Below are 24,261 nucleotides of genomic sequence, written 5' to 3' on the forward strand. Positions count from 1 at the left end.
CCTTCGAGTTGAAGGTTATAGTTATGTCAAGTAACTCATGTCTGTGACGGTATTTCCTATGCCGGGGACATTCAATAACCGGGGCCGCGTGTCGCGGTAATACCGGGCAAATAGCCCCTGTATGTAGTCCTGCCGGGTGGAAGCGATGGCTGGCTATCGCGTGACAGGGTGCCGGGGGACGCTGACATCGTAGACCTTCACGGGGTTCGCCGGGTCTGCCGGGACCTTCAGGAGGGCTGCAAGGACCCGTGCCTTCAGCTCCTTCTCCCCCGCGTTGCCCCAGACAATCGTCTGCCCGTCGACGAGTCTGAGCTCGACCGCGTCGGCGGAGGGGGCGGAGGCGTTGGAGAGCCGTGCGAGCACATCCGCCGGCAGCGCTCCCAGCACCGCGGTGATGGCCTGGAACAGATCCTTGGGCAGGGTGCCGCTGCCGCCGTCGATCACCGGGAGCGAGACCGAGGTTGGATCCTTGGTGGTGCTGAGCTGGACGCCGTCCACGTCCACCAGCTGGAAGGTGTCGCCCTGCTTGACCAGGGCCACCGGAATGCGTTCGGTGACGTGCACCTGCAGGGTGGAGGGCGGCAAGGCCTTCACACTGACGTCCTTGATCTGGACCAGCGGCTTCAGGAGTGCGACGACGTCATCCTCGCTGATCTGCGGCAGCGGCTTGCCCTGGAGCGGCGCCAGGGCAGTCTGGACCTGATCCGCGCCCAACAGCCTGGTGCCCTCGACGGTGACCGTCCGCAGGGCAAGCACGGGCGAATAGATGGCGGCCGCGACGATCCCGGCGATGAGCACGGCGATGATGCCAATGGTGCTGAGCAGGATGCGTTTGCGCCGTTTGCCCTTGGGTTCCGGGAAGGACAGCACCTTGCCTGCGCCGATGTCCGGCATGCCCTGCGGGCTCTGGGGGGACTGTGGGTTCTGAGGATTCCGGGAATTCTGGGGGGTCTGCGGCTTCGGTGCGTATCCGCCCGCCGTGTCGCCGGCGCTCTTGGACGCCGAAATGACGTCCGTGCCGGCCCCGCCGGACGGCGGCCGGGAACCGGATCCGGAGGCATTCGGCCCGGAGGCATTGGTCCCGCCCCGGTAGGTGGGGCGCCGCGTGCTAGCCACCGGCGGCCTCGACCGTCAGGGCATCGACGATCTGCGGCCCGTAGGCCGTGACGTCGCCCGCGCCGGCCGTGAGCACGATGTCTCCCGGCGCGGCGGCCGCCAGCACCGCCTGCACCGCTTCCGCGCCGGGACCGACGAGGCTGCCGCCGGAGCCCAGGTGTTCGGCGATCAGCCCGCTGGTGACGCCGGGAATGGGATCTTCCCGGGCCGGGTAGATGTCCAGGACCAAGGCCGTGTCCGCCGTGTTGAGCGCCTCGGCGAATTCGCGGGCGAATTCGCGGGTCCGGGAAAACAAGTGGGGCTGGAAGAGCACGTGGACTTTGTGCCGCCCGGCCACGGAGCGTGCGGCGGACAAGGCGGCGCGGACTTCCGTCGGGTGATGGGCGTAGTCGTCGTAGACGCGGATGCCGCGCCCCTCCCCTTTGAACTCGAAGCGGCGCGAGGCGCCGGAAAAGTGCGCGAGTGCCCCGGCAGCGGTTTCCGGTGCGACGCCGAGTTCGATCGCCACGGCGAACGCTGCGGCGGCGTTGAGCGCGTTGTGCCGGCCCGGAACTTGGAGTTCGACGTCGAAGGTGCCCGCCGACGTCGTAATTCCGATCCGGCCCGGTCCGGTGTCGTGCAGCCGGACAGCGGCGTCCGCCCCCGTCCCGTACAGGACCACACGGGTGTTGCCGCGGGCCGCAGTGCGTTCGGCGAGGGCCCTGGCGCCGGGATCGTCCGCGCAGGCCACCAGCACGCCGTCAGCGGGGAGCAGGGCCGTGAAGCTGTCGAAGGAGGCATAGACGGCGTCCGCGGTGCCGTAGAAGTCCAGGTGGTCCGGCTCGACGTTGGTCACCACGGCGATCGCCGGGCGGTAGTTCAGGAAGGAGCCGTCCGACTCGTCCGCCTCGGCCACGAAGATCCCGGAGTCGCCGTTTGCCGCGTTGACGCCGAGGGCCGGAACGTTCGCGCCAATGGCGAAGGACGGGTCGAGTCCCGCACCCTGCAGCAGCACGGTGATCATGGAGGTCGTGGTGGACTTTCCGTGGGTTCCGGCGACCGCAACCACGGTGTCGTCCGCCATGGTGGCGGCCAGGGCCTCGGAGCGGTGCAGCACGGGGAGCCCGGCGGCTCGGGCGGCGACGAGTTCGGGGTTGTCGGGCCGGATCGCGGAGCCGGCCACCACTGTCTGGGCGTCGCCAAGGTTGCCGGGCGCGTAGCCGACGGCGATCCGGGCACCGGCGGCTGCGAGGTCGGTCATGACCGGGAGCGCCTTCGCGTCGGAGCCGCTCACCGGGATTCGGCGGGCCACCATGATGCGGGCGACGGCGGACATGCCGACGCCGCCGATGCCGATGAAGTGCACGCGGCCGAGCGATGCCAGGGAAGGCGTGCCGTGTTGGGGCTGGGTCATAGCTTTACCGCTTCCTGCTGTGCTGGTTCATGCCGTGCTGGTTCTTGCTGTGCTGGTTCGACGTCGCGACCTCGAGGACGAGATCGGCCATGCGCCGGTCCGCATCCCGGATGCCGAGGCTTTCGGAGCTGGCGGCCATCCCGGCCAGCCTGTCCTTGTCCAGCAGCAGGGGGATGATGTTGTCGCGGATCCAGTCAGCGGAGAATGCTTTGTCGTCCACGATCAAGGCGCCTCCGGCGGCGACGAGGCCCGCGGCGTTCAGTGCCTGCTCGCCGTTGCCGATGGGCAAGGGGACGAAGACGGCGGGAACTCCCACGGCGGCGACCTCGCTTACCGTGGCGGCGCCGGCCCGGGCCAGCAGCAGGTCCGCCGCCGCGTACACGGTTTCCATGCCGTCCACGTATTCGACCTGCCGGTAGCCGGTGGCCTCGAGCGGTTTGCCGTCGGCGTCGTGCACGGACTTGCCGCGGCCGGTGATGTGCAGGGTCTGCACGCCGGCCTCGGCGAGGGCCCCGACCGCCGCGGCGAGGGACCGGTTGATGCTCTGGGCGCCCGAGGAGCCGCCCGTGACGATCAGCGTCGGTTTGTCCGGGTCCAGTCCGAGCGCCTGCCGCGCCCCGGCCCGCGCAGCAGCGCGGTCCAGGCCCGAGATCTCCGGACGCATCGGCATGCCCACGTGGCGGGCGCGGCCCAGTTTGGTCGCGGCGAAGGCAACCGCCACGTGGCCTCCAAGGCGGGCGCCGACCCGGTTCGCCAGGCCGGGGCGGGTGTTCGCCTCATGGACCACGATCGGGATCTTCCGGCGCCGGGCCGCGAGGTACATCGGCGTGCACACGTAGCCGCCGACGCCTACTAGGACGTCGGCCCCCGCCTCGTCCAGGATGGTGCCCGCCTGCTTCACGGCGCCGGCCATCCGGCCGGGAAGCCGGAGCAGGTCCACGGAGGGCCTGCGCGGGAGCGGGACCCGGCTGATCGTGACCAGATCCAGCCCGGCTGCCGGGACCAGCCGTGCTTCCATCCCGCCGGGGGTGCCGACGGCCAGGAGCTGCACCCCCGGCCGGGACTGGCGGAGGGCGCCGGCGATGGCCAGCAGCGGGCTGATGTGACCGGCGGTTCCGCCGCCGGCAAGGACCACGGACAAAGGCGACTCGGTGTTCATGAAGGGCTGTTACGCTTTCGTGCGGTTCTTGGGGGCGGGTGTCTTGGGGGCCGGGTTCTTGGGAGAAGGGTTCCGGGGTGCACTCCGCGCCGGGCTCCTGGTGCTGTTCGGCTTGGCGTTCGCGGGTGATTTTCCGGCGGCCTTCGCGGCCGGACGCGCGGCGCCCTGGCTGGATGCCTTGGTGGCCGCCCGGGCAGCGCGGGCGCGCCGCACCGAATTTGCGAAGGCGGCCGGGCCGAACCTGAGCATCTTCTTGGGCTGCATGCCCGGGTCCATCTGGGCCCGGGCCAGGGACAGGACGACGCCGATGGCGCACAGCGACATCAGCAGGGCCGAGCCGCCGTAGGAGATGAACGGCAACGGGACGCCGATCACCGGCGCCAGCCCCGTGACCACGGCCATGTTGACGCTCGCCTGGCCGAGGAGCCAGACCATGATCGCGCCGGCCAGGACGCGGTGGAAAATATCGTGCTGTGCGACGACCACGCGGTAGATGGCGGTGCCGAGGATGGCGAAGAGGACCAGGACGACGAGTGTCCCGACCAGTCCGAGTTCCTCGCCGATGATCGCGAAGATGAAGTCGTTGTGGGCTTCTGGAATCCAGCTGTACTTCTGCCGGCTCTGGCCGAGTCCGACGCCGAACCAGCCGCCGGAGGCAAGCCCGTACAGTCCGTTGGTCGACTGGTAGTTCAAGTCCGAGCCGTCGGCGCAGGTCTGGCCGGTCCATGACAGGATGCGGCACATGCGGTTCGGGTTGGTGACGGCAAGGATCGTCGTGAAAACGGCCAGCGCCGCACCGGCAATCGCGAAGAGGTAGAGCCGGACGCCGGCGAAGAACAGCGCGGCCGCCACGATGATCATCACGATCATCGCCGTGCCGAGGTCGTTTCCGGCGAGGATGAGCCCCAGGACTACCGCAGCCCCCGGAACCGCGACGGGAATGAGCGCATGGCGCCACTCGTGGAGGAGCTTGGCTTTGCGGTCCAGCACCGTGGCCATCCAGAGCGCCAGCGCGAGTTTGGCTGCTTCGGAGGGCTGGAAGGTGAACGGGCCGACGTCGATCCAGTTCTGGTTGCCCAGGGCGCTGCGGCCTACCAGGAGGACCAGGCCCAGCAGGGCAACGGCCAGGAACATGGCCGGCCACGCGAAGCGCCTGAGCCAGACGACGTTGACGCGCGAGAGGACAAACATCGCAAAGACGCCGAACGCGGCGAATCCGCCCTGCTTGAGCGCGGCGGAGTAGGGTGACTCCCCCGCCGCGATGGCTTCGACGCTGGAGGCGGAGAGGACCATCATGATGCCGATCGCCGTCAGGGCCAGGGTGGAGCCGAGGATCAGGTAGTACGTGGATCCGTTGCGGGACTTGCCGTTGCCTTCCAGCGCAGACCAGAATCGGCGGTACCAGGCCCGCACCCTCGCTGCGGGAGTGACGGCGTGCACCGGGAGGGCGCCGGTGCCGGCGAACTTGCCGCTGGTGGCCCCGCCCGCGGCGGGCCGGGCCGCCGTCGTACGTGTGGGCGTGCTGACCATTGTTACTCCTCGCTGGTCTGAGCCTGCCCTTCCACGAGCTCGCGGACAGCTTCGATGAAGGCATCGCCACGGTGAGCATAGGAAGAGAACTGATCCATGGAGGCAGCCGCCGGGGCCAGCAGCACAGTGTCACCGGAGGCGGCCAGCTGCGCCGCCGAGGCAACGGCCTGGGCCATCACAGTCTCGCTGAAAATCGGCGAAGGGCCTGCGGCGGCTTTGGCCGTTCCGGCAGTCTGCACGTCTTCAGTCTCACCCTTCGTCGGCCCGATCACGGGGACATCCGGCGCGTGTCGCTTCAGGGCGGACTGCAGATCGCTGGAGTCCGCACCGATCAGGACCACGGCTTTGAGCCGGTTGGCGTGCTCCTGGATCAGGGAGTCGTAGTTCACGCCCTTGGAAAGGCCTCCCGCGATCCACACCACGTTGTGGAATGCGGACAGCGACGCGGCGGCGGCGTGCGGGTTGGTGGCCTTGGAGTCATTGATCCAGAGCACACCCTCGTGGCGGGCCACGAGCTGGATCCGGTGGTCTCCGGGGAGGTAGTTCAGCAGGCCCTTGCGGACCGCCTGCGGTTCCACCCCGTAGGCGCGAACCAGGGCTGCCGCCGCCAGCGCGTTGGCCACCATGTGGCGCGGAGCCACCGGGCCGAGGTCGGCGGTGGAGGCAAGTTCGGCTGCGCTGTCCTTGCGTTCGGCGATGAACGCGCGGTCCACCAGGAGCCCCTCGACGACGCCGAGCATGCTGACGGCCGGCGTCAGCGTGGTGAAGCCCACGGCCCGGCAGCCCTCCACAACATCGGCGTCCTCGACCATGCGTTCGGTCTCGATCTGCTCGGCGTTGTAGATGCAGGCCTTCTGCGTGTTCTCGTAGACCTTGGCTTTGTCCGCCAGGTAGGAGGCGTAGGAACCGTGCCAGTCCACGTGGTCTTCGGCGACGTTGAGGCACACGCTGGCCACCGGCGACACGGAGTGGCTCCAGTGCAGCTGGAAGCTGGAGAGTTCGACAGCAAAGACGTCGTAGTCCACGGGGTCGCGGAGCGCGTCCAGGATGGGGGTCCCGACGTTGCCGACGGCGATCGCCTTGAGCCCGGCAGCCTGGAGCATGGACTCGGTCAGGCCGACCGTCGTCGTCTTGCCGTTGGTGCCGGTGATGGTCAGCCAGTCGGCCGTCTTGCGGCCCTTGCGTTCGCGGAGCCGCCAGGCGAGTTCGACGTCGCCCCACACCGGGATGTGGGCGCGCGCCGCGGCGGCGAGCAAGGCCTGGTCCGGGCGCCAGCCTGGCGAGGTGACCACCAGGTCCGGCTTCTGCCCGTCGATCTTCGGAACGGACTCCACTGCCTCCTCGCCCAGCAGGACGTCGGCCGCGCCAACAATCCGCAGGGTGTCAGCCTGTGCCAGCGCCTTGGGGCTCGTGGCGGCGTCAACCACCACCACCCGGGCGCCGAGCTCGATCAGGGTGTCGGCGGCCGCGAAGCCGGAGACGCCGATCCCGGTGACCACGACGCGCAGGCCGGCCCAGTCGGAGTCCCAGGTGGTGAGCTCCTGCAGCCGGGGTGAAGTGGTGAGCGGGACGGGGATAGGACTGGTCACAGGAGCACCACCCATTCAGCGTAGAAGATGCCAAGGCCGGCGGCGACGAACAGGCCGCACAGGATCCAGAACCGGACCACCACGGTGACTTCGGCCCAGCCCTTGAGTTCGAAGTGGTGCTGCAGCGGCGCCATCTTGAAGAAGCGTTTGCCCTTGGTGAGTTTGAAGTAGCCCACCTGGATGATGACCGAGAGGGTGATGAGGACGAAGAGCCCGCCGATGAAGGCCAGCAGCAGCTCGGTCCGGGACAGGATGGCGAAGGCTGCGACGGCGCCGCCGATGGCCAGGGATCCGGTGTCGCCCATGAAGATCTTCGCCGGGGAGGTGTTCCACCAGAGGAATCCGACCATTGCCGCGCTGAGGATGGCTGCCAGCAGGGCCAGGTCCATGGGGTCGCGGACCGAGTAGCAGCCGCCGCCGGCCTGCCGCGGGGAGCCGCAGGCCTGGTTGCTCTGCCAGATGCCCATGAGCGTGTATGCCCCGAACACCATCACCGAGGCGCCGGCGGCCAGGCCGTCGAGGCCGTCGGTGAGGTTCACGCCGTTGGTCGCAGCGGTGACGATCAGGTTGGACCACAGGACAAAGAGGATGGCGCCGAGCACGGTTCCGGCGAAGGCCAGGTTGAGCCACGGGATGTCGCGCACCAGCGAGATCTGGGTGGAAGCCGGCGTCAGGCCGGCGGCATTCGGGAAGTTCAGCGCCAGGATGGCAAAAATAATGCCGACCGCCGCCTGGAGGATCAGCTTGGCCTTGGCATTCAGCCCGAGGCTGCGCTGCTTGGTGATCTTGATGAAGTCATCCAGGAACCCGACCAGGCCCATGCCCACCATGAGGAACAGCAGCAGCAGCCCGGAAGCGCTCGGCCCCGGGGAGTGCGGGTTCATCATCCACATGACCAGGTGCGTCAGCCCGTAGCTGACGAGGACCGCCAGGACCACGACGGCGCCGCCCATGGTGGGCGTGCCGCGCTTGGTGTGGTGCGAGGTGGGTCCGTCGTCCCGGATGAATTGCCCGTAGCCCTTGCGGACCAGGAACCGGATAAACAGCGGGGTGCCCGCGAACGCGAGGAGCAGCGCCATTCCAGCGCCCATCAGCAGTGCAATCACAGCTGTGCCCTCCCTTCGGTGGCGGTTGCGGCAGGTCCCTCAGCAGGTCGCTCGGGAGAGGTCTTGGGGGCTTGTGGAGGTAATGCTATCCGATCCCCCAGGTGGCGCAGCCCGATGCCGTTCGAGGACTTGAACAGGACCAGGTCACCCGGTTGGAGCTCGGCCTGGAGAAGGTCGTAGGCCTCGTCCACTGTCTCGGCGAAAACGCATTCATCGCCCCAGGAGCCTTCGTTGACGGCAGAGACATAGAGCGAGCGGGCCTCCCGGCCCACCACCACGAGACGGGAGATGTTGAGCCGCACCACCTGGGTGCCGACCGTCATGTGCTCGCGGATGGAGTCCGGGCCAAGCTCCAGCATGGCGCCGAGGACCGCCCAGGTGCGGCGGCCGCGGCCCAGTTCGGCCAGCGTCCGCAGCGCCGCGCGCATGGACTCCGGGTTCGCGTTGTAGGCGTCGTTGATGACGGTCACGCCGTCGGGGCGCTCCGTGCGTTCCATCCGCCACCGGCTGGCGGCGGTCTGGGCGCTGAGTGAGGCGGCGATCTGCGCGCCGGGAATGCCGGCGGCGTGCGCCGCGGCCGCGGCCGCGAGGAGGTTGGCGATGTGATGGGCACCAATCAGCTTGGCGCTGACGTGGTACCGGGTGATCCCCTGCCCTGTTGTGCCCTGCTGTGCTGGTTCCTGCTCTGCTGTTCCTTGCGGGGCGCTGTCGCCGGGCAGGTAGAGCTCAAACTCTGGGTGACCTTCGGCATTGAGTTCGATGGCCTCGGCCCTGACCACATCGGATGGGGCCACGTCCGGCTGGCTGCCGTTGTCCTGGCCTATGTCGGCCGGGCGGGAAGTGTAGCCGAGCACACGGGCCCGGGTCCGGGCGGCCATCGCGGCGACGCGGGCGTCGTCGAGGTTCAGCACGGCTGTGCCTTCGGCAGGGAGCGCCTCCACGAGTTCGCCCTTGGCGACGGCAATGTTGTCGATGCCGCCGAATTCTCCGGCGTGCGCGGAGCCGACGCCGAGGACCACACCGATCTCCGGCCGGACCATGTCCGCGAGGTACCGGATGTGGCCGATGCCCGTGGCGCCCATCTCGATGACGAGGTAGCGGGTGCCGAAATCGGCCTTGAAAACGGTCAGGGGCACGCCCACTTCGCCGTTGTAGGACCCCTGCGGCGCAACGGTGGCGCCGTCGGCATCCGACGCGGCGAAGATGCCGGCCAGCAGGTCCTTCGTGGTGGTCTTGCCGGCCGATCCCGTGATGCCAATCACGGTGAACGCGGCGCCGGCGGCCGCGCGGTGGGCGCGGATCCGGCGGACCGATTCAGCGGCCAGGGCGCCCATCGCAAGGACAGCGTCCTCGACGACGACTGCCGGGTACATTGCCCCGGCGGCGTCGGCGACCTCGCGCTCCACGAGCGCAAGGACGGCGCCCCTGTCAAAGGCGGCGCCGACAAAGTCGTGCCCGTCGGCGCTCTCCCCGGGCTTGGCCACATAGAGGGAACCCGCCGTGGCCTCGCGGGAGTCGGTCACCACGGAGACGGGGGTAAGGCCCGGTTCCGCGGCCAGCCGGCCGTTGGTTATGTCGGCGATTTCCGCCGCTGTAAGTGCAATCATCTCGGTTTAGGACTCTATCCGGTGGTCTTCAAGAACGGTGAATCCCCGTGCTGTCAAGGCGTTCCGGAGCTCCACCCGGTCATCCAGGGCCAGGTTGACGCCCTTGACCTCTTGCCAGACCTCGTGGCCCCGGCCGGCGACGAGGATGGTGTCGCCGGCTCCGGCGAGCTCCACGGCCTTCAGGATGGCGGCGTCGCGCGGGAAAACCTCCAGGACGGTGCAGTCCAGGCCTTCGCTGTCCTTGGCCGCCAGGGCGCCGGCGAGGACGTCCTGGCGGATGGCCGCCGCGTCCTCGTCGTGGGGGTCGTCGTCGCTGACAATCACGGTGTCGGCCAGCCGGGCCGCGATGGCCCCCATGGCGGGCCGCTTGCTTTGGTCGCGCTGCCCGGTGGCGCCGAAGACGATGATCACTTTGGACCCGGGTTCCGGGGAGCGGACGGCCTCAAGGGCGCGTTCCAGGGCGTCGGGGTTGTGGGCGAAGTCCACCACGGCTGCCGGGGCCGTGGACACGAGCTGCATCCGGCCGGGAACGGCCACCGTGAAGGGATCGCCGGCGTCGAGGGCGGCCTGCACGTCGGCGGGCTCGTGGCCGCCCGCGAGCACCATGACGGTGGCCAGGGCTGCGTTGGCGACGTTGAAGCTTCCCGGCAGGCCGGTGTGGACGCGCAGCTCGGCGCCGTCGCGGTGGCGCAGGATGAAGTCGGAGCCGAGTCCCCGCGGCGTGGTCCGGACCACGGTCCAATCGGCGGTCCAGCCGGTGTCCGCGGGACCGCTGGCAGTACCGCCGGTCGGGGCAGTGCTGGTGGCGAGGGTCGTCACGGGGATGCCTGCGGCGGCAGCAAGCCTGCGGCCCCAGTCATCGTCCACGGTCACGACGGCGGCGCGGGCGCGTTCCGGGGTGAACAGCTGGGCCTTGGTCTGGAAGTACTCCTCCATGGTTCCGTGCAGGTCCAGATGGTCCTGGGTGAGGTTGGTGAACCCGGCGACGTCGAAGACCACGGCGTCCACGCGGTGGAAGGAGATCGCGTGCGAGGACACTTCCATGGACGCGGCATCGAGCCCGCGCTCACGCATCAGGGCGAGCAGGGCGTGCACATCCGTGGATTCCGGGGTGGTGAGCAGGCTCGGGATCGGCTCGCCGCCAGCCAGGATCTCGATCGTCCCGATCAGTCCGGTCCGCTTGCCCAGTGCCCGCAGGAGGGCATTGATGAAGTACGTCGTGGTGGTCTTGCCGTTGGTGCCCGTCACCCCGAAGAGGGCCGGAGCGCCGGCGCCGTCGGGCCGGCTCCGGTAGATCAGCGCCGACAGCCGGCCGACCACGTTGCGCGGCTCGGCGGCGAGCAGCACGGGAACGGGGATGTCGTTGGAGAGCGCCAGCAGGCGCGCCCCGGCGTCGTCCGTCAGCACCGCCACGGCACCGGCGTCGACGGCGTCGGCCACAAAGTCGGCGCCGTGCCGCGTGGCGCCTGGCAGGGCCACGTACAGGTCGCCGGGGCGGACCGCCCGGGAGTTCAGGGAGATCCCGGTGACCGGGACGGCGCTGGATGCCCCGGGAACGACGACGCCGATCGACTCACCGATGGCTGCCAGCGGCACTGCCGCAACAGCAGCGGGCCGGAAGCCCGGGGTGGCGTCGTGGCCGGACGGCGCGGAAGCGTCGGGGGCGGTGAGCTCAGACAAGTGGATCTCCGTTGTGGTGCTAGTGGATCGGGCGCTTTTGGATCGGGCGCTGCGCACGGAGACGAACTCCGGCCCGCAGGCACTGGGGTGTGGCGCCGGACGGGGACGTCCGGGTGCCGGGTGGAACAGGGGCTACTTGGCGTACTGCGGCAGCCGGGCGGGTTCGCCGGTGGAGGGCTGGACGTTGAACGTGCGCAGCGTCTGGCTCATCACCGAACGGAACACCGGTCCGTTGGTGATTCCGTAGATGCTTCCCTTGGGCCGTTGCAGGACCACCTCCACAATAAACCGCGGATCGTCCATGGGCGCCATTCCGATGATGGAGGCGGTGAAGCCGCAAAAGCCCGATTTGCCGTCGTCGCAGGGCGATTCAGACGTACCCGTTTTGGCGCCCACCCGGTACCCGTCGATGGCGGCTTCCTTGATCTCGCCTTCGGTCACGGCGCTTTCCAGGATGTCGCGGACCTGCTTTGCGGTGTCCTTCGAGACGACCTGCTGCGGGTCCTTGGCAGGGACTTTTTCCTCGGTCCCGTCCGGGTCGATGTAGCTGTCGATCAGCCTCGGCTGGAGCATCACGCCGTCGTTGGCGATGCTTTGATAGGCCCGGACGGTCTGGAGGGTGGATTGGGCGACGCCCTGGCCGAAGAGGACGGTGTACTCCTGGCGGCCGTCCCACTGGTCGGCCGGGGTCAGGATGCCCTTGGACTCCGCCGGCAGGCCGATGTCCGGCGCCTCTCCGATACCGAACTTCCGCAGCCAGTCATAGCGCTGGTCCTTGCTCAGGCGCTGGCCCACCATGACGGTGCCGGTATTCATGGAATATCCCACGATTCCTGCCAGTGTGCGTTGCTCGGTGCCGTGCTCGAACGCGTCGCTGAAGGTTTGCCCGTCCACGGTGTAGGTCGGCGGAATCGTGAAGGTATCCAGCGGGCTGGACTTGCCTTCCTGTATCACGGCCGCGGCGGTGATCATCTTCTCCACGGAACCGGGCTCGTACGCGGCGGTGACGGCCCGGACGCCGCGGTCCTGGGGGCCGACCTTGCCGGGGTCGTTGGGATCCGGGGCGTCGGTGTCCGCCATGGCAATGATGTTGCCGGTCTTGACGTCGGAGACAACGATGACGCCCCACTCGGCGCCGAGTTTGTCCTTCTGGCTTTGGATCGCCTGCTGGGAGAAGTACTGCAGGTCCGAGTTCAGCGTGAGCTTGATGTCCTTGCCGTTGACCGCGGGCGTCAACTGGTCCACGCCGACGGGGATACGCAGGCCGTCCGCCCCTATTTCGAAGACGCGCTTGCCGGGCGTGCCTTTGAGGATGTCGTCCTGGGTCTGCTCGAGCCCGGCCTGTCCGGTGGTGCCGTCCTGGAGAAACCCGACGATCCCGCCGGCCACGGAGCCGTTGGGGTAGACCCGCTTGCTGGTGCCTTCGGTGACAATGCCGGGAATCTGCAGCTTCGATATCTTGTCTTCGACATCGGGTTTCAAGTCCTTGGCCACGATGTAGTAGCGCTTGGTGCCGGTGAGGGCATCGCGCAGGGCATCGCGGTCCATGCCGAGCACGGACGCGAGTTCGGAGATGCCCTGATCCCGGGTGACTGTAACGAGTTCGTCCTTGCCGTTGACCGTTTGGAGCCGGCGGAAGGAATCGGTCTTGGTGTTGACGGTCTGGTCCACCACGATGTTGTAGCGGATGACGCTACTGGCCAGGACTGTGCCGGACGAATCGAGGATGCTGCCGCGCTCGGCGGGCAGCTCAACGGAGGTGAGCCGGTTATTGAGGGCAGCCTCTGCCATGCCCCCGACGTCCAGCCCCTGGACCATGAACAGCTTCCCGCCGACCACCAGCAGCAGCGTCAGCATGATGCCGAGTCCCACGCGGAGCCGCCGGGTGGCGTTTGGGGCTTTCGCCTTGCTTGCCTTGCCGGAGTTCTGCGCCACGTTGAATCCTTGCTGCTTGCCTTGCTGGTGGTCAGTGAACGTTACTGTCCGGGAACCTTCTGCGCGGGGGCCGGAACCGAACCTCCGTGGAGTTCCGCGGCCGGAGCCGGTGCGGCGGGTGCGGCCGCCCCGGCCGCCGGTGCCTGAGCTGTGCCAGCCGGGACTCCATCGGCCGTCTTGGTGTCAGCCGGGACTCCGTCCGTCGTTTTGGTGTCGGCCGGTTTGCGCTGGGCGAGCGGTTCCTTGTCCGAGACCGGCGGAACGACCGTGAGCTGCCCGGCGACGGCCGGCGCGGCGATGACGGCGCCGGTGGCATCGCCCTTGACGGCCGGCTTGGCCTTGCCGGTGACGCTGAGGGTAGAGAGGTCGATCTGGCCCTTCGCAAGGGAAGCAACCATGCCCAGCTCGGTGGCTTTGGCCGCGAGGTTTTGCGGGGCGTCGAAGTTCTGCACCTGCTGCGTCAGGTCCTGGTTCTGCTTCGTCAGGGTGGTCTGCTCACCGCGGAGCTGGACCAGCTGGTACTGGGCGGAGGAGACGGAGATGTTCAGGACCAGAACAGCCATGAGGGCAATCGCCAGGAAGCCGAAGCAGAGGACCACGAACGGCGCGCGGCGCTTGCGGGGGGAGGAGCGGACCACCGACAGCGGAGTGCGCGACTTCCGGGTCTGGTCTTGGCCGGGCCGGAGGCCCGGCAGGGCGCGGGCGGTGGCGCCCTGGGCAACGGGGTAGCTGTTGACGGCGGCGTTGCTCATGCTGCTCTCCTGGCTTTGATGCGTTCGACGGCGCGCAACCGGGCGGAAGCTGCGCGTGGGTTTTCAGCGATTTCAGCGGGGGTGGGCACCTCGGTGCCCTTTGTGAGGGTCTTTAGTTCGGCTTTGTGCTCTTCGAGCTCAACCGGGAACCCAAGCGGGGCAGAGGACTTCGAACCGGATTGGAAGAACCCCTTGACGATCTTGTCCTCCAGCGAGTGGTAGGACATGACGACGACCCTGCCACCCAGGGCGATGGCGTTGATGGCAGCCGGGATGGCGCGCTCCAGGACATCCAGTTCCTCGTTGACCTCGATCCGGAGCGCCTGGAAGGTGCGCTTTGCGGGGTGGCCTCCGGTCTTGGCTGCGCCGGAAGGCACCACGGACCGGATCTGCTCGACGAGTTCACCGGTGGTGGTGAAGGGCTTCTCGGCGCGTGCGGCCACGATCCTGTTCGCGATGCGGCCGGCAAACTTTTCTTCGCCCCATTTCCGGATGATCCGGACGAGGTCTTCTTCGCTGTAGTTGTTGACGACGTCAGCGGCGGTCTGGCCGCGGCTGGTGTCCATCCGCATGTCCAGGGGTGCGTCGAACGAGTAGGCGAAACCCCGCTCCCGCTCGTCCAGTTGCAGGGAAGAGACGCCCAGGTCCATGAGCACGCCGTGGACCTCGTCGAAGCCCAGATCCTCAAGGACGTCAGGGATTTCGTCGTAGACGGCGTGAACGAGGTCGGTCCGGTCCGCGAAGGGCGCCAAGCGCTCCCCCGCCAAGGCCAGGGCTTCCTCGTCACGGTCAATGCCGATCAGGTGGAGGTCCGGGAAGCGCTGCAGGAGGGCCTCGGAGTGGCCGCCCATGCCAAGAGTCGCATCGATCACCACAGGGGTCTCGCCGCGGCTCCGGGCAGCTTCGATGCCGGGGGCCAACAAATTGATGCACCGGTCCTTGAGGACCGGCACATGGCGTTCGGACGTAGGCTTCGCCTGGTCGGGATCAGTCATACCTTCGTCCTTTCGTTGACCTTCTTGGTTGCGCGTTGCTGGTTGCTCGTTGCCAATTGCGGCTCTTACGCAACGTTCCTTGGTCCAGATCCCCATCCGCGCCTACCCTGCGCCGGCCTGGCTCCGGGGAAGTGAGCCAGGACAACAACCGGATGGGCGGCTGGAGATCTCGATCAAGGAACGTTGTGAACTGTAGGTCTATTGGGGGTTCAGAGAATCCCCGGGATGGCGTCGTCGGTTTCCGAGAAGGCGGTTTCCTTTTCGGCCAGGTACTCACTCCATGCCTGGGCGTCCCAGATCTCCGCACGGGATCCTGCGCCGATGACGGCGAGTTCCCGGCCAAGACCTGCATACTCCCGGAGCGCCGGCGGAATCGTCACGCGCCCCTGCTTGTCAGGTACCTCGTCCGAGGCTCCAGAGAGGAAAACACGGATGTAGTCACGTGCCTGCTTGGAGGAAATTGGAGCCTCCCGCATCTGCTCGTGAACCCGGCCGAATTCCGCCTCACTGAAGACGTAGATGCAACGTTCCTGGCCCCTTGTGAGAACCAGCCCGCCGGCAAGTTCCTCACGGAACTTCGCGGGGAGGATAATTCGACCTTTTTCGTCCAGACGTGGCGAATGTGTGCCGAGAAACACGGCCCACCGCCTGTCTGTTCTAGGAAGCCCAACGTCCCCTGTGCTGCCACTACCCTCTTACGTCCTCCACATTACTCCACATCGCTCCACAGTCAACGACACGCCCGGGATGTTTGCACAAATATGCGGATGTTTATCCCCTTTCTTCCCAGCATTTGCAGGGAAACAAGATTGGTGGGTGAAAGTGGAGGGATTTTGCTTGGAGTACCTCGGGCGGCGTTGGAGATTAAGGCCACAGGCCTGGCTCCGGCCCGAAACAATTCCGGGGACCCCGTTTTGCATCCCGGCCACAGGGAAATTGCCGCTTTAAATGGCGAAAGACCCGCCGAAGCGGGTCTTTCGCCGTCCGCCCGCAGACCGGTGGCGGAAAGTGGAGGGCCTACGCAGCCCTCACGGAGCAGTTCAGGATTCTCCCCGGTGCCGTTCGTCCCAGCGCTGTTCGAGATTGCTCATGAACGAACTCCTGGGTTTGCCCTGCTTACCGGCGCCCCTGCCCTTGCCAACACCCGTACTGCGCATCGTGGCGTAGTACACACCGGCGCCCATGACCACAAACCCCACTACGCCGACGAGGATGATTTGCGTCCAGACTCCCGTCAGCAACAACAGGACGCCCGCAAGAGTCGCGAGCACTCCGATGACGAGGTGACGGGTGGACCAAGAGCGGCCGGAGACTGATCCCATCGAACTGGCGAATTTGGGATCGTCCTCATTCAGCTGCTTCTCAAGTTGCTCAAGCAACTTCTGTTCGTGCTCCGAGAGCGGCATCACGACCTCCTCAAGTCTGCCAACGTCGGGACTTGACGTGGCCATTGCCCTAAACCCCTAACGCCCGGGATTCCGAAGTGGTTCCCGTTCACCGCCATTGGTGAAAGGGGCGACTCAAAAGTCCCGTGCCGGCCTCAGGCGGCGAGGTCGTCACCCCAACGATCGATCCAGTCGTCCTAAACCCTAGGTATTAATAAGGATAGATTGTTGCGGCCCGTTCTGAAAGACAGTCTTAAGGCCCTGTCTGCGCTCTCAAGGCCATGGGCGTTGGTGCCGCGACGGGCCGGATGGCTCATTCGGTCGAACCCCCGGGATCAAGGAGCCGCGCGGGTAGAACCGACTTATTGCCGAATTTGCGGGTGACCGCGTCGAGGGCTTGTTCGGCGGCGCGCCAGTTGTCGTCGCGGCGGTCCAGGCTGAGCTGGAGGGGCGCGTGGGCGGCCTCTTCCAGCTGTTCCGCCCGGATGCCGATGAGCCGGACTGTCATGGGCCGCTCGCCTACCGATTGCAGGAGCTGCACCGCCACAGCGTAGAGCAGCTGGGCGCTGTCGATTGGGGTGTTCACGGTGCGGCTGCGGGTAATGGTGGAAAAATCCGCGTAGCGCAGCTTCAGGGCCACGGTGCGGGCGTGCATGCCGGCGCCACGGAGGCGTTCCGCCGTCCGGTGCGAAAGCCGCAGCAGTTCGCGGTGGAGCAGGACGTCGTCGGCGGTGTCCGTGACGAACGTCTCTTCAGCCCCGATGCTCTTTTCCAGCCGGACCGGTGTCACGGGCCGAGGATCGATGCCCCAGGAGAGCCGGTAAACGTGCTCCCCCGAGGCTCCCAGCAGTTTCCGCAGCGTGGGCAGGGGTGCCGCCGCGACGTCGGCCACGGTCCGGATACCCTTCCGGGCAAGGACCTCGACGGTCTTGCCGCCGACTCCCCAGAGCGCACTGACCGGAAGGCTGTGCAGGTACGGGACGGTGTCTTCGGGCCTGATCAGCAGCAGCCCGTCCGGTTTGCAGCGGGTGGACGCGATTTTGGCCACAAACTTGCTGGCGGCGATGCCCACCGAGGCCGTGATTCCCAATTCCCGGGACACACGGGCGCGGATCAGTTCGCCGATCTCCCGCGGCGGGCCGAGGCGACGGATGGCTCCCCCGACGTCCAGGAACGCCTCGTCCACGCTGAGCGGCTCCACGAGGTCGGTGATGGAACCGAAGATGGCCATGATCTGGCCGGACACCTCGTAGTAGAGCTTGTGGCGGGGCTCGATGATGACCGCCGAGGGGCACATGCGTGCCGCAACCGCCATGGGCATCGCTGACCTGACGCCGAACGCCCGGGCTTCATAGGAGGCGGAGAGCACCACGGACCGGTCCGCCGGATAGCCGACAATCACGGGCTTTCCCTTCAGCCCGGGACGGCTGCGCAGCTCCACCGAGACGAAGAATGCGTCCATGTCAACGTGCAGGATGCTGGTGCGCCGGAGGTCGCGCAGTGATTCGTCGCTAAGACGCGCCTGGGGCTGCATATTGGCGTGCACCGTTGGCTGCACTCCGCCCCTTGCTCCCTGGTGTTTGTCTGCGTCCGGCCCCACGTCTTCAATCCTATGCCCGGGGACTGACTAAACTGGAGGCTGATTCCGCGTCGACACCAGGAGGAAAGTCCCTGTGAAGGTATTTGGACAGCGCAAACGTGCCACGGCGGCCATCGCGGCGGCGGGCACGTTACTGGCCTTGGCCGCATGCACGCCGGCCAGCACCGGGACTCCGGCGGCGTCGTCGACGTCGACGTCGAGCTCTGCGGCATCGCCGCAATCCTCCACTACGGCTCCGCCCAGCCCCTCCGCGGAGCCTGGCACCTCAGCCACCGTCGGCGCGCTGGTTCCCGGCTTCCCGCAGACGCTCCTGCCGCTCATGCCCGCAGCCAAGGTGGTGTCCAGCAGCTTCGACAAGACCACCGTGCCGGCCACCGTGGCACTCGTCGGAAGCATTACGGCGCCGGCCGCCGACGTCTTGGCCTTCTACACCAAGGGGCTGGAGGCGCAGGGCTTCAAGGCCGTTCCCGGTGAAACCGTGGGCACGCTGCCTTCCAAGGACTTCCTTCGCGGCGACAACGAGACCGTGAACATCTCCGTCATGGAAACCGGTGGCGTGTCCACGTTCACCATTGGCGCGAACGTCGCTGCCGAGTCCGTCAAGTGACCCTCGCCGAACAGCTGCGACTCGAGCAGACGGCCTTCGTGGCCGCCGTCGCCGGCAAGCTGACGGATTTCCTGACCAGCCGCCAGGCGGTCATGTCCTCGATCTCGCAGGACATCGATCCGCTCATGGGCTCGATCTCCAACCTGGTCACCGGCGGCAAGCGCCTCCGGGCCCTCATGTGTTATTGGGGTTGGCGCGGCGCCGGCGGGGAGGCCGGCGCGGCCGAGGTGGTGACAGCGGGCTCGGCCCTGGAATTGTTCCAGGCCGCGGCCCTGATCCACGATGACATCATTGACCGCTCCGATACCCGGCGTGGCGGCCCCAGCGTCCACCGCCGATTCAGCGAACTGCACGAGACCCAGGGCTGGGCGCTGGACAGTGAGCGGTTCGGCCATGCCGCCGCCATCCTGACCGGCGATCTCTGCCTGTCCTTCAGCGAGGAATCGTTCACGGAAATCGGACACCGCGCCGCGTCCGGTAGCCCCGCGCGGCTGATCTTCAACCTCATGCGCGCCGAAGTGATGGCCGGGCAGTATCTGGACATCCTCGAAGAGGTCGCCGGGCCGCGGCGGGACCGCGCCGGTGCGGTCAGCCGGGCCCAGTCCATCATTCGGTTCAAGTCGGCCAAGTACTCCACGGAGCACCCGCTCGCGCTGGGGGGCGCCCTTGCCGGTGCCGGCGACGAGCTGCTGCGCGGCTATTCCGCTTTTGCCCTGCCGCTCGGCGAAGCGTTCCAGTTGCGCGACGACGTCCTTGGCGTCTTCGGCGACCCTGTCACCACCGGCAAACCTGCCGGTGACGACCTGCGCGAGGGCAAGCGCACGGTCCTGGTCGCGTTCGCCCTGGACCAGGCCTCGCCGGCCGAATCAGAGTTCATCGATGCCAAGCTCGGCAACCCCGAGCTCAGCGATGCCGACATTGCGGAGATCCGGCGGATCATCGTGGACTGCGGTGCGCTCCAGGCCACGGAAGTACTCATTGAGGAGTTCGGGAAGGCGGCCTTTGCCGCCCTGGACCTCCTGCCGCTGGAGGAGCTGCCCAAGACGGCGCTCCGCAAGCTGGCGGAAGCCACGGTCAGCCGCGCCGCCTGACCCGGGCCCGGCTCCGGACCCCCGGCCCGGGAAGATGCGAAGCGGGCCGTGCACAGCGACATGCGCTGTACACGGCCCGCAAACGCCAAAACACGACGTGTTAAATACGCGTTAATTACGTGTTAAACAGGACTGGCAGTGATGAAGACGACCCGACCTCGTTGAGGCTGCCGGTGCGATCAGTTCATGACTGCCAGGATGCTCCTACCAGGCCAGGGACTGTGCCCGGCGGCGGATTTCTGTCTTGCGGCCTTCACGGAGGGCATCGATCGGCCGGCCCCGCAGGGATTCGTCCGGAGTGAAGAGCCAGCTGATCAGTTCCTCGTCCGAGTATCCGGCGTCCGAGAGGACAACAATGGTGCCCTTCAGGCTCTCCACTGCGTGGCCGTCCTGGATGAAAGCCGCCGGTACGGACCGGATGCGCCGGTCGCCGATTCTCACGGCCGCCAGCGCACGCTCGTCCAGAAGTGCATGGACCTTGGTAATAGACACGTTCAGAAGCTGTGCGACATCGGGCAGGGGCAGCCATTCGCCCACGAGGCTTTCTACATTACTCACGGATAAAGATTGCCACGGCGGGGGGCCCGCCGCCTAGTCGGGGTCCGGGTAAATGCCAGCCCGTCATAGCCCACCGGCCACGCCGGGAATGCTGCTCCGCTCCACCCGAAGGCCCGCCGGGACTCTCCGGAACTCCGCCGGACTGCCTGGGCGCTCCCGCAGCACCAACAGGATCCGTATAAGGGACTGACAAGGGGCTCCCCTGGGTCTCCGACGCAACTGCGTGCGGAGGCCGACGTGCCGACACGGCGAAAATCGCTTTGCGGAATATCAAACAGTTCTTGTGCTAATTGCCAATTCATGAGACATTCACATAGATCACATTTGTAACAGAAATAACTTTTGTCACACTGGTAACACCAGTTGTACCGGCCTGACCGCAGCGTTGCCGCTGAGAAGAGGATCTTTCCAATGACAACCTCACGTGCGCCACAGCACCACCCGAGGCCCAGCCTGCCGCTGATCGCGGCGACGACGGCGGCGCTTCCCGCCGTCGTGCTTTCCTCCCTGGCGATCGCCCAGCCTGCGGCTGCCGAACCCCGTGCGCGTGCGGTCCCGGCAACCCTCGCGGCCGCCATGCGTGCACAGGCGAAAGCTGAGGTGGCCACGTCCCTCAAGGCGGCAGTGATTCCCGCCGCTTCCGTGCCGGTCACGCTGCCCAGCGCCCTGCGGCCGGCGCAGTCGGCGGTTCCCGCCCAGTACACGATCGCCCGCGGCGACACCATCAGCGCCGTTGCCGGCCGCTACGGCCTGGACACCTACGCCGTGCTCAAGCTGAACAATCTGCAGGCCAACACCATCATTTACCCCGGGCAGAAGATCAAGCTCACGGGGTCCACGGCAGCCACACCGACCGCTTCAAAGCCGGCCGCTTCCGCCTCAGTGACGTCGGCCCAGGCCAGCGTCTACGTCGTGAAGTCCGGCGACACCCTGAGCGCCATCGCCGCCCGCCACGGCGTTGGGCTGTCCGAGGTCTTCAAGTGGAACGGGCTCGGCATGGGCTCCGTCATCTATCCCGGCCAGAAGGTCAAGGTTAGCGGCGGTTCCAGCACGCAGGCGCCGTCCGCTCCCGCGGCACCGGCCCCGGCAGCCCCGTCGAAGCCCGCAACGGCGCCGGCCAGCTCCGGTTCCTACACCATCAAGTCCGGCGACACCCTCTCCGGCATCGCGGCTCGCAACGGCGTCCGGCTCTCCGACGTCCTGTCCGCCAACCGGCTGACGATGTCGAGCATTATCTACCCGGGCCAGAAGCTTGTCATCCCGGGCGCGTCCACCCTCTCCCCGGCCTCGACGACGCCTGCCGCGACCCAGCCTGCCGCAACGACGCCGCTCGTGCCCAGCACGTTCCTCGGGTTCACCTACCCGGCTGCGGTGGTCAGCTCGGCCAACCAGAACAAGGCGCTGCTCAACGCTTCCCCCGTCCCCACCCGCGAACAGATGAAGTCGATCGTGGCGGACACGGCACGGCGCATGGGCGTCGATGCCAGCCTGGCCCTCGCCTTTGCGTACCAGGAATCAGGCTTCAACCAGCGCGCAGTGTCCCCGGCCAACGCGATCGGCACCATGCAGGTCATCCCGTCCTCGGGCGAGTGGGCCTCGGAGCTGGTGGGCCGCAAGCTGAACCTGCTGGATCCGTACGACAACGCCACGGCAGGCGTTGCGATCATCCGTCAGCTGGTGCGCACCAGCTCTGATCTGGACAATGCGATCGCCGGTTACTACCAGGGCCAGTACTCGGTCAGCCAGAACGGCATGTACGAGGACACCAAGGCCTATGTCGCCGCCATCAACGCCAACCGGACGCTGTTCAGCTAAGTAACAGGGTTTCGCTAAATACAGGCTCCCGCACGGCGGACCTCTTCGCTACGGGCCCGGATCGCATGTTGGTCCGGGCCCGTTTCTGTCCACCGACTAGGATTGTATGGTGCAGGAATACGTGTCGGACGCTCTCGTCGGGAACCTGGTGGACAACCGCTACCGGGTTCAATCCAAGCTTGCCCGCGGCGGGATGTCCACCGTGTACCTCGCCACGGACCAGCGCCTCGAGCGCGATGTCGCCCTGAAGGTGCTCCATCCCCACCTGGCCGACGATCCGCAGTTCCTGGACCGGCTGGGACGCGAAGCCAAAGCCGCAGCCCGGCTCTCCCATCCCCATGTGGTGGGCGTCCTGGACCAGGGCGAAGACGGCCCCCTTGCCTACCTCGTCATGGAGTACATCAAGGGCCACACCCTGCGGGACGTCCTGAACGAGAAGGGCGCCCTCTCACCGCGGCTGGCCCTGGCGCTGATCGACCCTGTGGTCGAGGGGCTGGGCGCCGCGCACGCCGCCGGCATGATCCACCGCGACATCAAGCCGGAAAACGTCCTGATCGCCGACGACGGGCGGATCAAGCTCGGCGACTTCGGCCTGGCACGCGCCATTTCGACGTCCACCAGCACCGGCGCCTTGATCGGGACTGTCGCCTACCTCTCCCCCGAGCTCGTGCTGGGCAAACAGGCGGACGCCCGCAGCGATATCTACTCCGTCGGGATCATGCTCTACGAAATGGTCACCGGCCGGCAGCCGTTCGACGGCGAGGTGCCCATCCAGGTCGCCTACCAGCACGTCAATTCCACTGTGGAGGCACCGTCCATTCAGGTGCCGGGGCTGGCCGCAGAGATCGACGAACTCGTCCAGTGGTGCACGGACCGGGACCCGGACAAGCGCCCCGTCGACGGGAACGCGCTGTTGTCCGAACTCCGGCACATTAGGACCAACCTCAGCGACGCCGAACTCGACCTCCAACCGCCGGCGGCCGTCCACCGCCCGCTGCCGGCCGTCGCCGCCCCGCCGAGCCGCCCGCCAGCCGGTACCGTACCGGCGTCGGCCGTGCAGGACACTGCCTACGTGAGGCCCCCCAACGACATGCCCACCGAGGTGTACGGCGGCCTCCAGCAGCCCACGGAGATGATCTCCCGCGGCGGCAACCCGACCACCGTGATGACGAACGGACCGAGGCGTCCCGCCTACGGGCCGTTGTCCACCCCGGAAGACTCGTCCACTCCGGAAGACGGGGCTTATCAGGGCGCCGCAGGGTACGGCGAACCCGGCGACGTCGGCACCGCCACCAGCAAGCGCGCCCAGCGCAAACTGGACCGGGACGAGGAAAGGGCGCGCCAGCGCGCCGCGGCCACGCCCACCAAGACCCTGCATGAGGGAAACCGACGACGCCGCGGGCTGGTCTGGATTGTCCTCCTTGTGGTCGCGGCGCTCCTCGCCGCCGTCGCCGGCTGGTTCTTCGGCATGGGCCCCGGCTCGCCCGGAACGATTCCCCCGGTGGCCAACAAGACTGTGGCGGAGGCCCAGGACCTGCTCCGCACGGCCGGGTTCCAATCCACCGTCAAGGACGTGTTCGATGACAACGTCTCGCCGGGCCTGGTGGTCGGCTCCGAGCCCAAGGCAGGCGAGGTCATCCGGAAATTCCAGCCAGTGTCCCTTGCCGTGTCCAAGGGCCCGGAGCTGTTCCCGCTGCCGGACCTCACGGGGAAGACCCTGGACGACGCCAAGACCGCCCTCAACGGCGCCGAAATGGCCTTGGGTCCGATCACCGAGACGTTCGATGAGACGGCGCCGGCCGGGACTGTCCTGGCCCAGGCGCCGCGCAGCGGCAATCCCGTCAGGCACGGGACTCCCGTGGGCCTGACGGTCTCCAAGGGACCGCAGCCCATTCCGGTTCCGGATGTCCGCGGCCAGGAGCAGGGTGCCGCTGTGAAGGCCCTCGAAGCCGCCGGGCTGAAGGCCGTCGTGGCCCCGGATCCGGTCAATGACCGGACCGTCCCGAAGGGGGCGGTGTTGGCCCAGGACCCTGCCTCCGGCAACCTGACCAAGGGCGGATCCGTGACGCTGACGATTTCCAAGGGACCGAAGCTCGTCCAGGTACCGAGCTTCATCGGGAAGCAGGCCTCGGACGCCCAGAAAGCCCTAGAGGACCTCGGCTTCAAAGTCCAGATCGACAACATCCTGGGCGGATTCTTCGGAACCGTCCGCGCCCAGGATCCGGTGAACACAGCCGTCCCCGAAGGCTCGGTCATCACGCTCACCGTGGTCTGACCCGATTCGGCAGCCCCCTCGGAGCAGCCCCCACACACACAAAAGCTCCGCCCGGCTGGACCAGCCGG

The 24,261-nt window shown here is 67.4% G+C and carries 19 protein-coding genes; 4 read left to right on the forward strand and 15 right to left on the reverse strand.

Going from position 1 to position 24,261, the window contains the following annotated elements; genetic code table 11:
- Nucleotides 1–153: 153 nt before the first annotated feature.
- From ABD243_RS03625 to dinB, 14 genes are all read right to left on the reverse strand, one after another.
- Nucleotides 154–1,116, reverse strand: coding sequence for a cell division protein FtsQ/DivIB (locus tag ABD243_RS03625; RefSeq protein WP_344362183.1), 963 nt, complete (start codon nt 1,114–1,116; stop codon nt 154–156).
- Nucleotides 1,109–2,509: a UDP-N-acetylmuramate--L-alanine ligase gene (murC, locus tag ABD243_RS03630; protein WP_344362185.1), complete on the reverse strand. Its 1,401-nt coding sequence runs from the start codon at nt 2,507–2,509 to the stop codon at nt 1,109–1,111. The genes ABD243_RS03625 and murC overlap by 8 nt, the downstream gene beginning before the upstream one ends.
- 4 nt (nt 2,510–2,513) lie before the next feature.
- A complete protein-coding gene (murG, locus tag ABD243_RS03635) occupies nt 2,514–3,668 on the reverse strand; it encodes an undecaprenyldiphospho-muramoylpentapeptide beta-N-acetylglucosaminyltransferase (protein WP_344362187.1) in 1,155 nt (384 codons plus the stop codon).
- Nucleotides 3,669–3,677: 9 nt separating this feature from the next.
- A complete protein-coding gene (gene ftsW / locus ABD243_RS03640; RefSeq protein WP_344362189.1) occupies nt 3,678–5,198 on the reverse strand; it encodes a putative lipid II flippase FtsW in 1,521 nt (506 codons plus the stop codon).
- Between the two features lie 2 nt (nt 5,199–5,200).
- The gene (gene murD, locus ABD243_RS03645; RefSeq protein WP_344362193.1) at nt 5,201–6,802 is read right to left on the reverse strand and encodes a UDP-N-acetylmuramoyl-L-alanine--D-glutamate ligase; all 1,602 of its coding nucleotides are present in this window, start codon (nt 6,800–6,802) and stop codon (nt 5,201–5,203) included.
- On the reverse strand, nt 6,784–7,893 hold the full coding sequence (mraY, locus tag ABD243_RS03650; protein WP_116767513.1) for a phospho-N-acetylmuramoyl-pentapeptide-transferase: 1,110 nt from the start codon (nt 7,891–7,893) through the stop codon (nt 6,784–6,786). Before mraY ends, murD begins: the two co-directional genes overlap by 19 nt.
- Nucleotides 7,890–9,500, reverse strand: a complete 1,611-nt coding sequence (locus ABD243_RS03655) for a UDP-N-acetylmuramoyl-tripeptide--D-alanyl-D-alanine ligase (RefSeq protein ID WP_344362196.1) — start codon at nt 9,498–9,500, stop codon at nt 7,890–7,892. Before ABD243_RS03655 ends, mraY begins: the two co-directional genes overlap by 4 nt.
- A 6-nt stretch (nt 9,501–9,506) precedes the next feature.
- Nucleotides 9,507–11,180, reverse strand: a complete 1,674-nt coding sequence (locus ABD243_RS03660; RefSeq protein WP_344362198.1) for a UDP-N-acetylmuramoyl-L-alanyl-D-glutamate--2,6-diaminopimelate ligase — start codon at nt 11,178–11,180, stop codon at nt 9,507–9,509.
- Nucleotides 11,181–11,312: 132 nt separating this feature from the next.
- Nucleotides 11,313–13,115 carry a peptidoglycan D,D-transpeptidase FtsI family protein gene (locus ABD243_RS03665; RefSeq protein WP_116767516.1) on the reverse strand — a complete coding sequence of 601 codons (1,803 nt, stop codon included), beginning with the start codon at nt 13,113–13,115 and terminating at the stop codon, nt 11,313–11,315.
- 41 nt (nt 13,116–13,156) lie between these two features.
- Entirely contained in the window at nt 13,157–13,867 is a 711-nt protein-coding gene (gene ftsL / locus ABD243_RS03670) for a cell division protein FtsL (protein ID WP_116767518.1), read from the reverse strand.
- Entirely contained in the window at nt 13,864–14,862 is a 999-nt protein-coding gene (rsmH, locus tag ABD243_RS03675; RefSeq protein ID WP_344362203.1) for a 16S rRNA (cytosine(1402)-N(4))-methyltransferase RsmH, read from the reverse strand. Before rsmH ends, ftsL begins: the two co-directional genes overlap by 4 nt.
- A 209-nt stretch (nt 14,863–15,071) precedes the next feature.
- Complete coding sequence (mraZ, locus tag ABD243_RS03680; RefSeq protein ID WP_116767521.1) at nt 15,072–15,500, reverse strand: division/cell wall cluster transcriptional repressor MraZ; 429 nt, start codon at nt 15,498–15,500, stop codon at nt 15,072–15,074.
- Nucleotides 15,501–15,902: 402 nt separating this feature from the next.
- A complete protein-coding gene (locus ABD243_RS03685; RefSeq protein ID WP_344362208.1) occupies nt 15,903–16,268 on the reverse strand; it encodes a DUF3040 domain-containing protein in 366 nt (121 codons plus the stop codon).
- A 292-nt stretch (nt 16,269–16,560) separates the two neighbouring features.
- Nucleotides 16,561–17,781 (reverse strand): DNA polymerase IV, encoded by a 1,221-nt coding sequence (gene dinB / locus ABD243_RS03690; protein ID WP_344362213.1) that lies wholly within the window; start codon nt 17,779–17,781, stop codon nt 16,561–16,563.
- A gap of 139 nt (nt 17,782–17,920) precedes the next feature.
- Here dinB and ABD243_RS03695 point away from each other — a divergent pair, with 139 nt between their 5' ends.
- Entirely contained in the window at nt 17,921–18,454 is a 534-nt protein-coding gene (locus tag ABD243_RS03695) for a hypothetical protein (RefSeq protein ID WP_344362215.1), read from the forward strand.
- A complete protein-coding gene (locus ABD243_RS03700) occupies nt 18,451–19,545 on the forward strand; it encodes a polyprenyl synthetase family protein (protein ID WP_344362218.1) in 1,095 nt (364 codons plus the stop codon). The genes ABD243_RS03695 and ABD243_RS03700 overlap by 4 nt, the downstream gene beginning before the upstream one ends.
- Nucleotides 19,546–19,749: 204 nt before the next feature.
- On the opposite strand, the gene ABD243_RS03705 is transcribed toward ABD243_RS03700, so the two are convergent.
- Complete coding sequence (locus tag ABD243_RS03705) at nt 19,750–20,103, reverse strand: Rv2175c family DNA-binding protein (protein ID WP_091255100.1); 354 nt, start codon at nt 20,101–20,103, stop codon at nt 19,750–19,752.
- A 411-nt stretch (nt 20,104–20,514) separates the two neighbouring features.
- Here ABD243_RS03705 and ABD243_RS03710 point away from each other — a divergent pair, with 411 nt between their 5' ends.
- Both ABD243_RS03710 and ABD243_RS03715 read left to right on the forward strand, forming a co-directional pair.
- Nucleotides 20,515–21,918, forward strand: a complete 1,404-nt coding sequence (locus ABD243_RS03710) for a LysM peptidoglycan-binding domain-containing protein (RefSeq protein WP_344362221.1) — start codon at nt 20,515–20,517, stop codon at nt 21,916–21,918.
- A gap of 106 nt (nt 21,919–22,024) precedes the next feature.
- A complete protein-coding gene (locus ABD243_RS03715; protein WP_344362223.1) occupies nt 22,025–24,193 on the forward strand; it encodes a Stk1 family PASTA domain-containing Ser/Thr kinase in 2,169 nt (722 codons plus the stop codon).
- Nucleotides 24,194–24,261: the final 68 nt, after the last annotated feature.

Source organism: Arthrobacter humicola (genome assembly GCF_039531445.1).
GTDB classification, from domain to species: domain Bacteria; phylum Actinomycetota; class Actinomycetes; order Actinomycetales; family Micrococcaceae; genus Arthrobacter; species Arthrobacter humicola.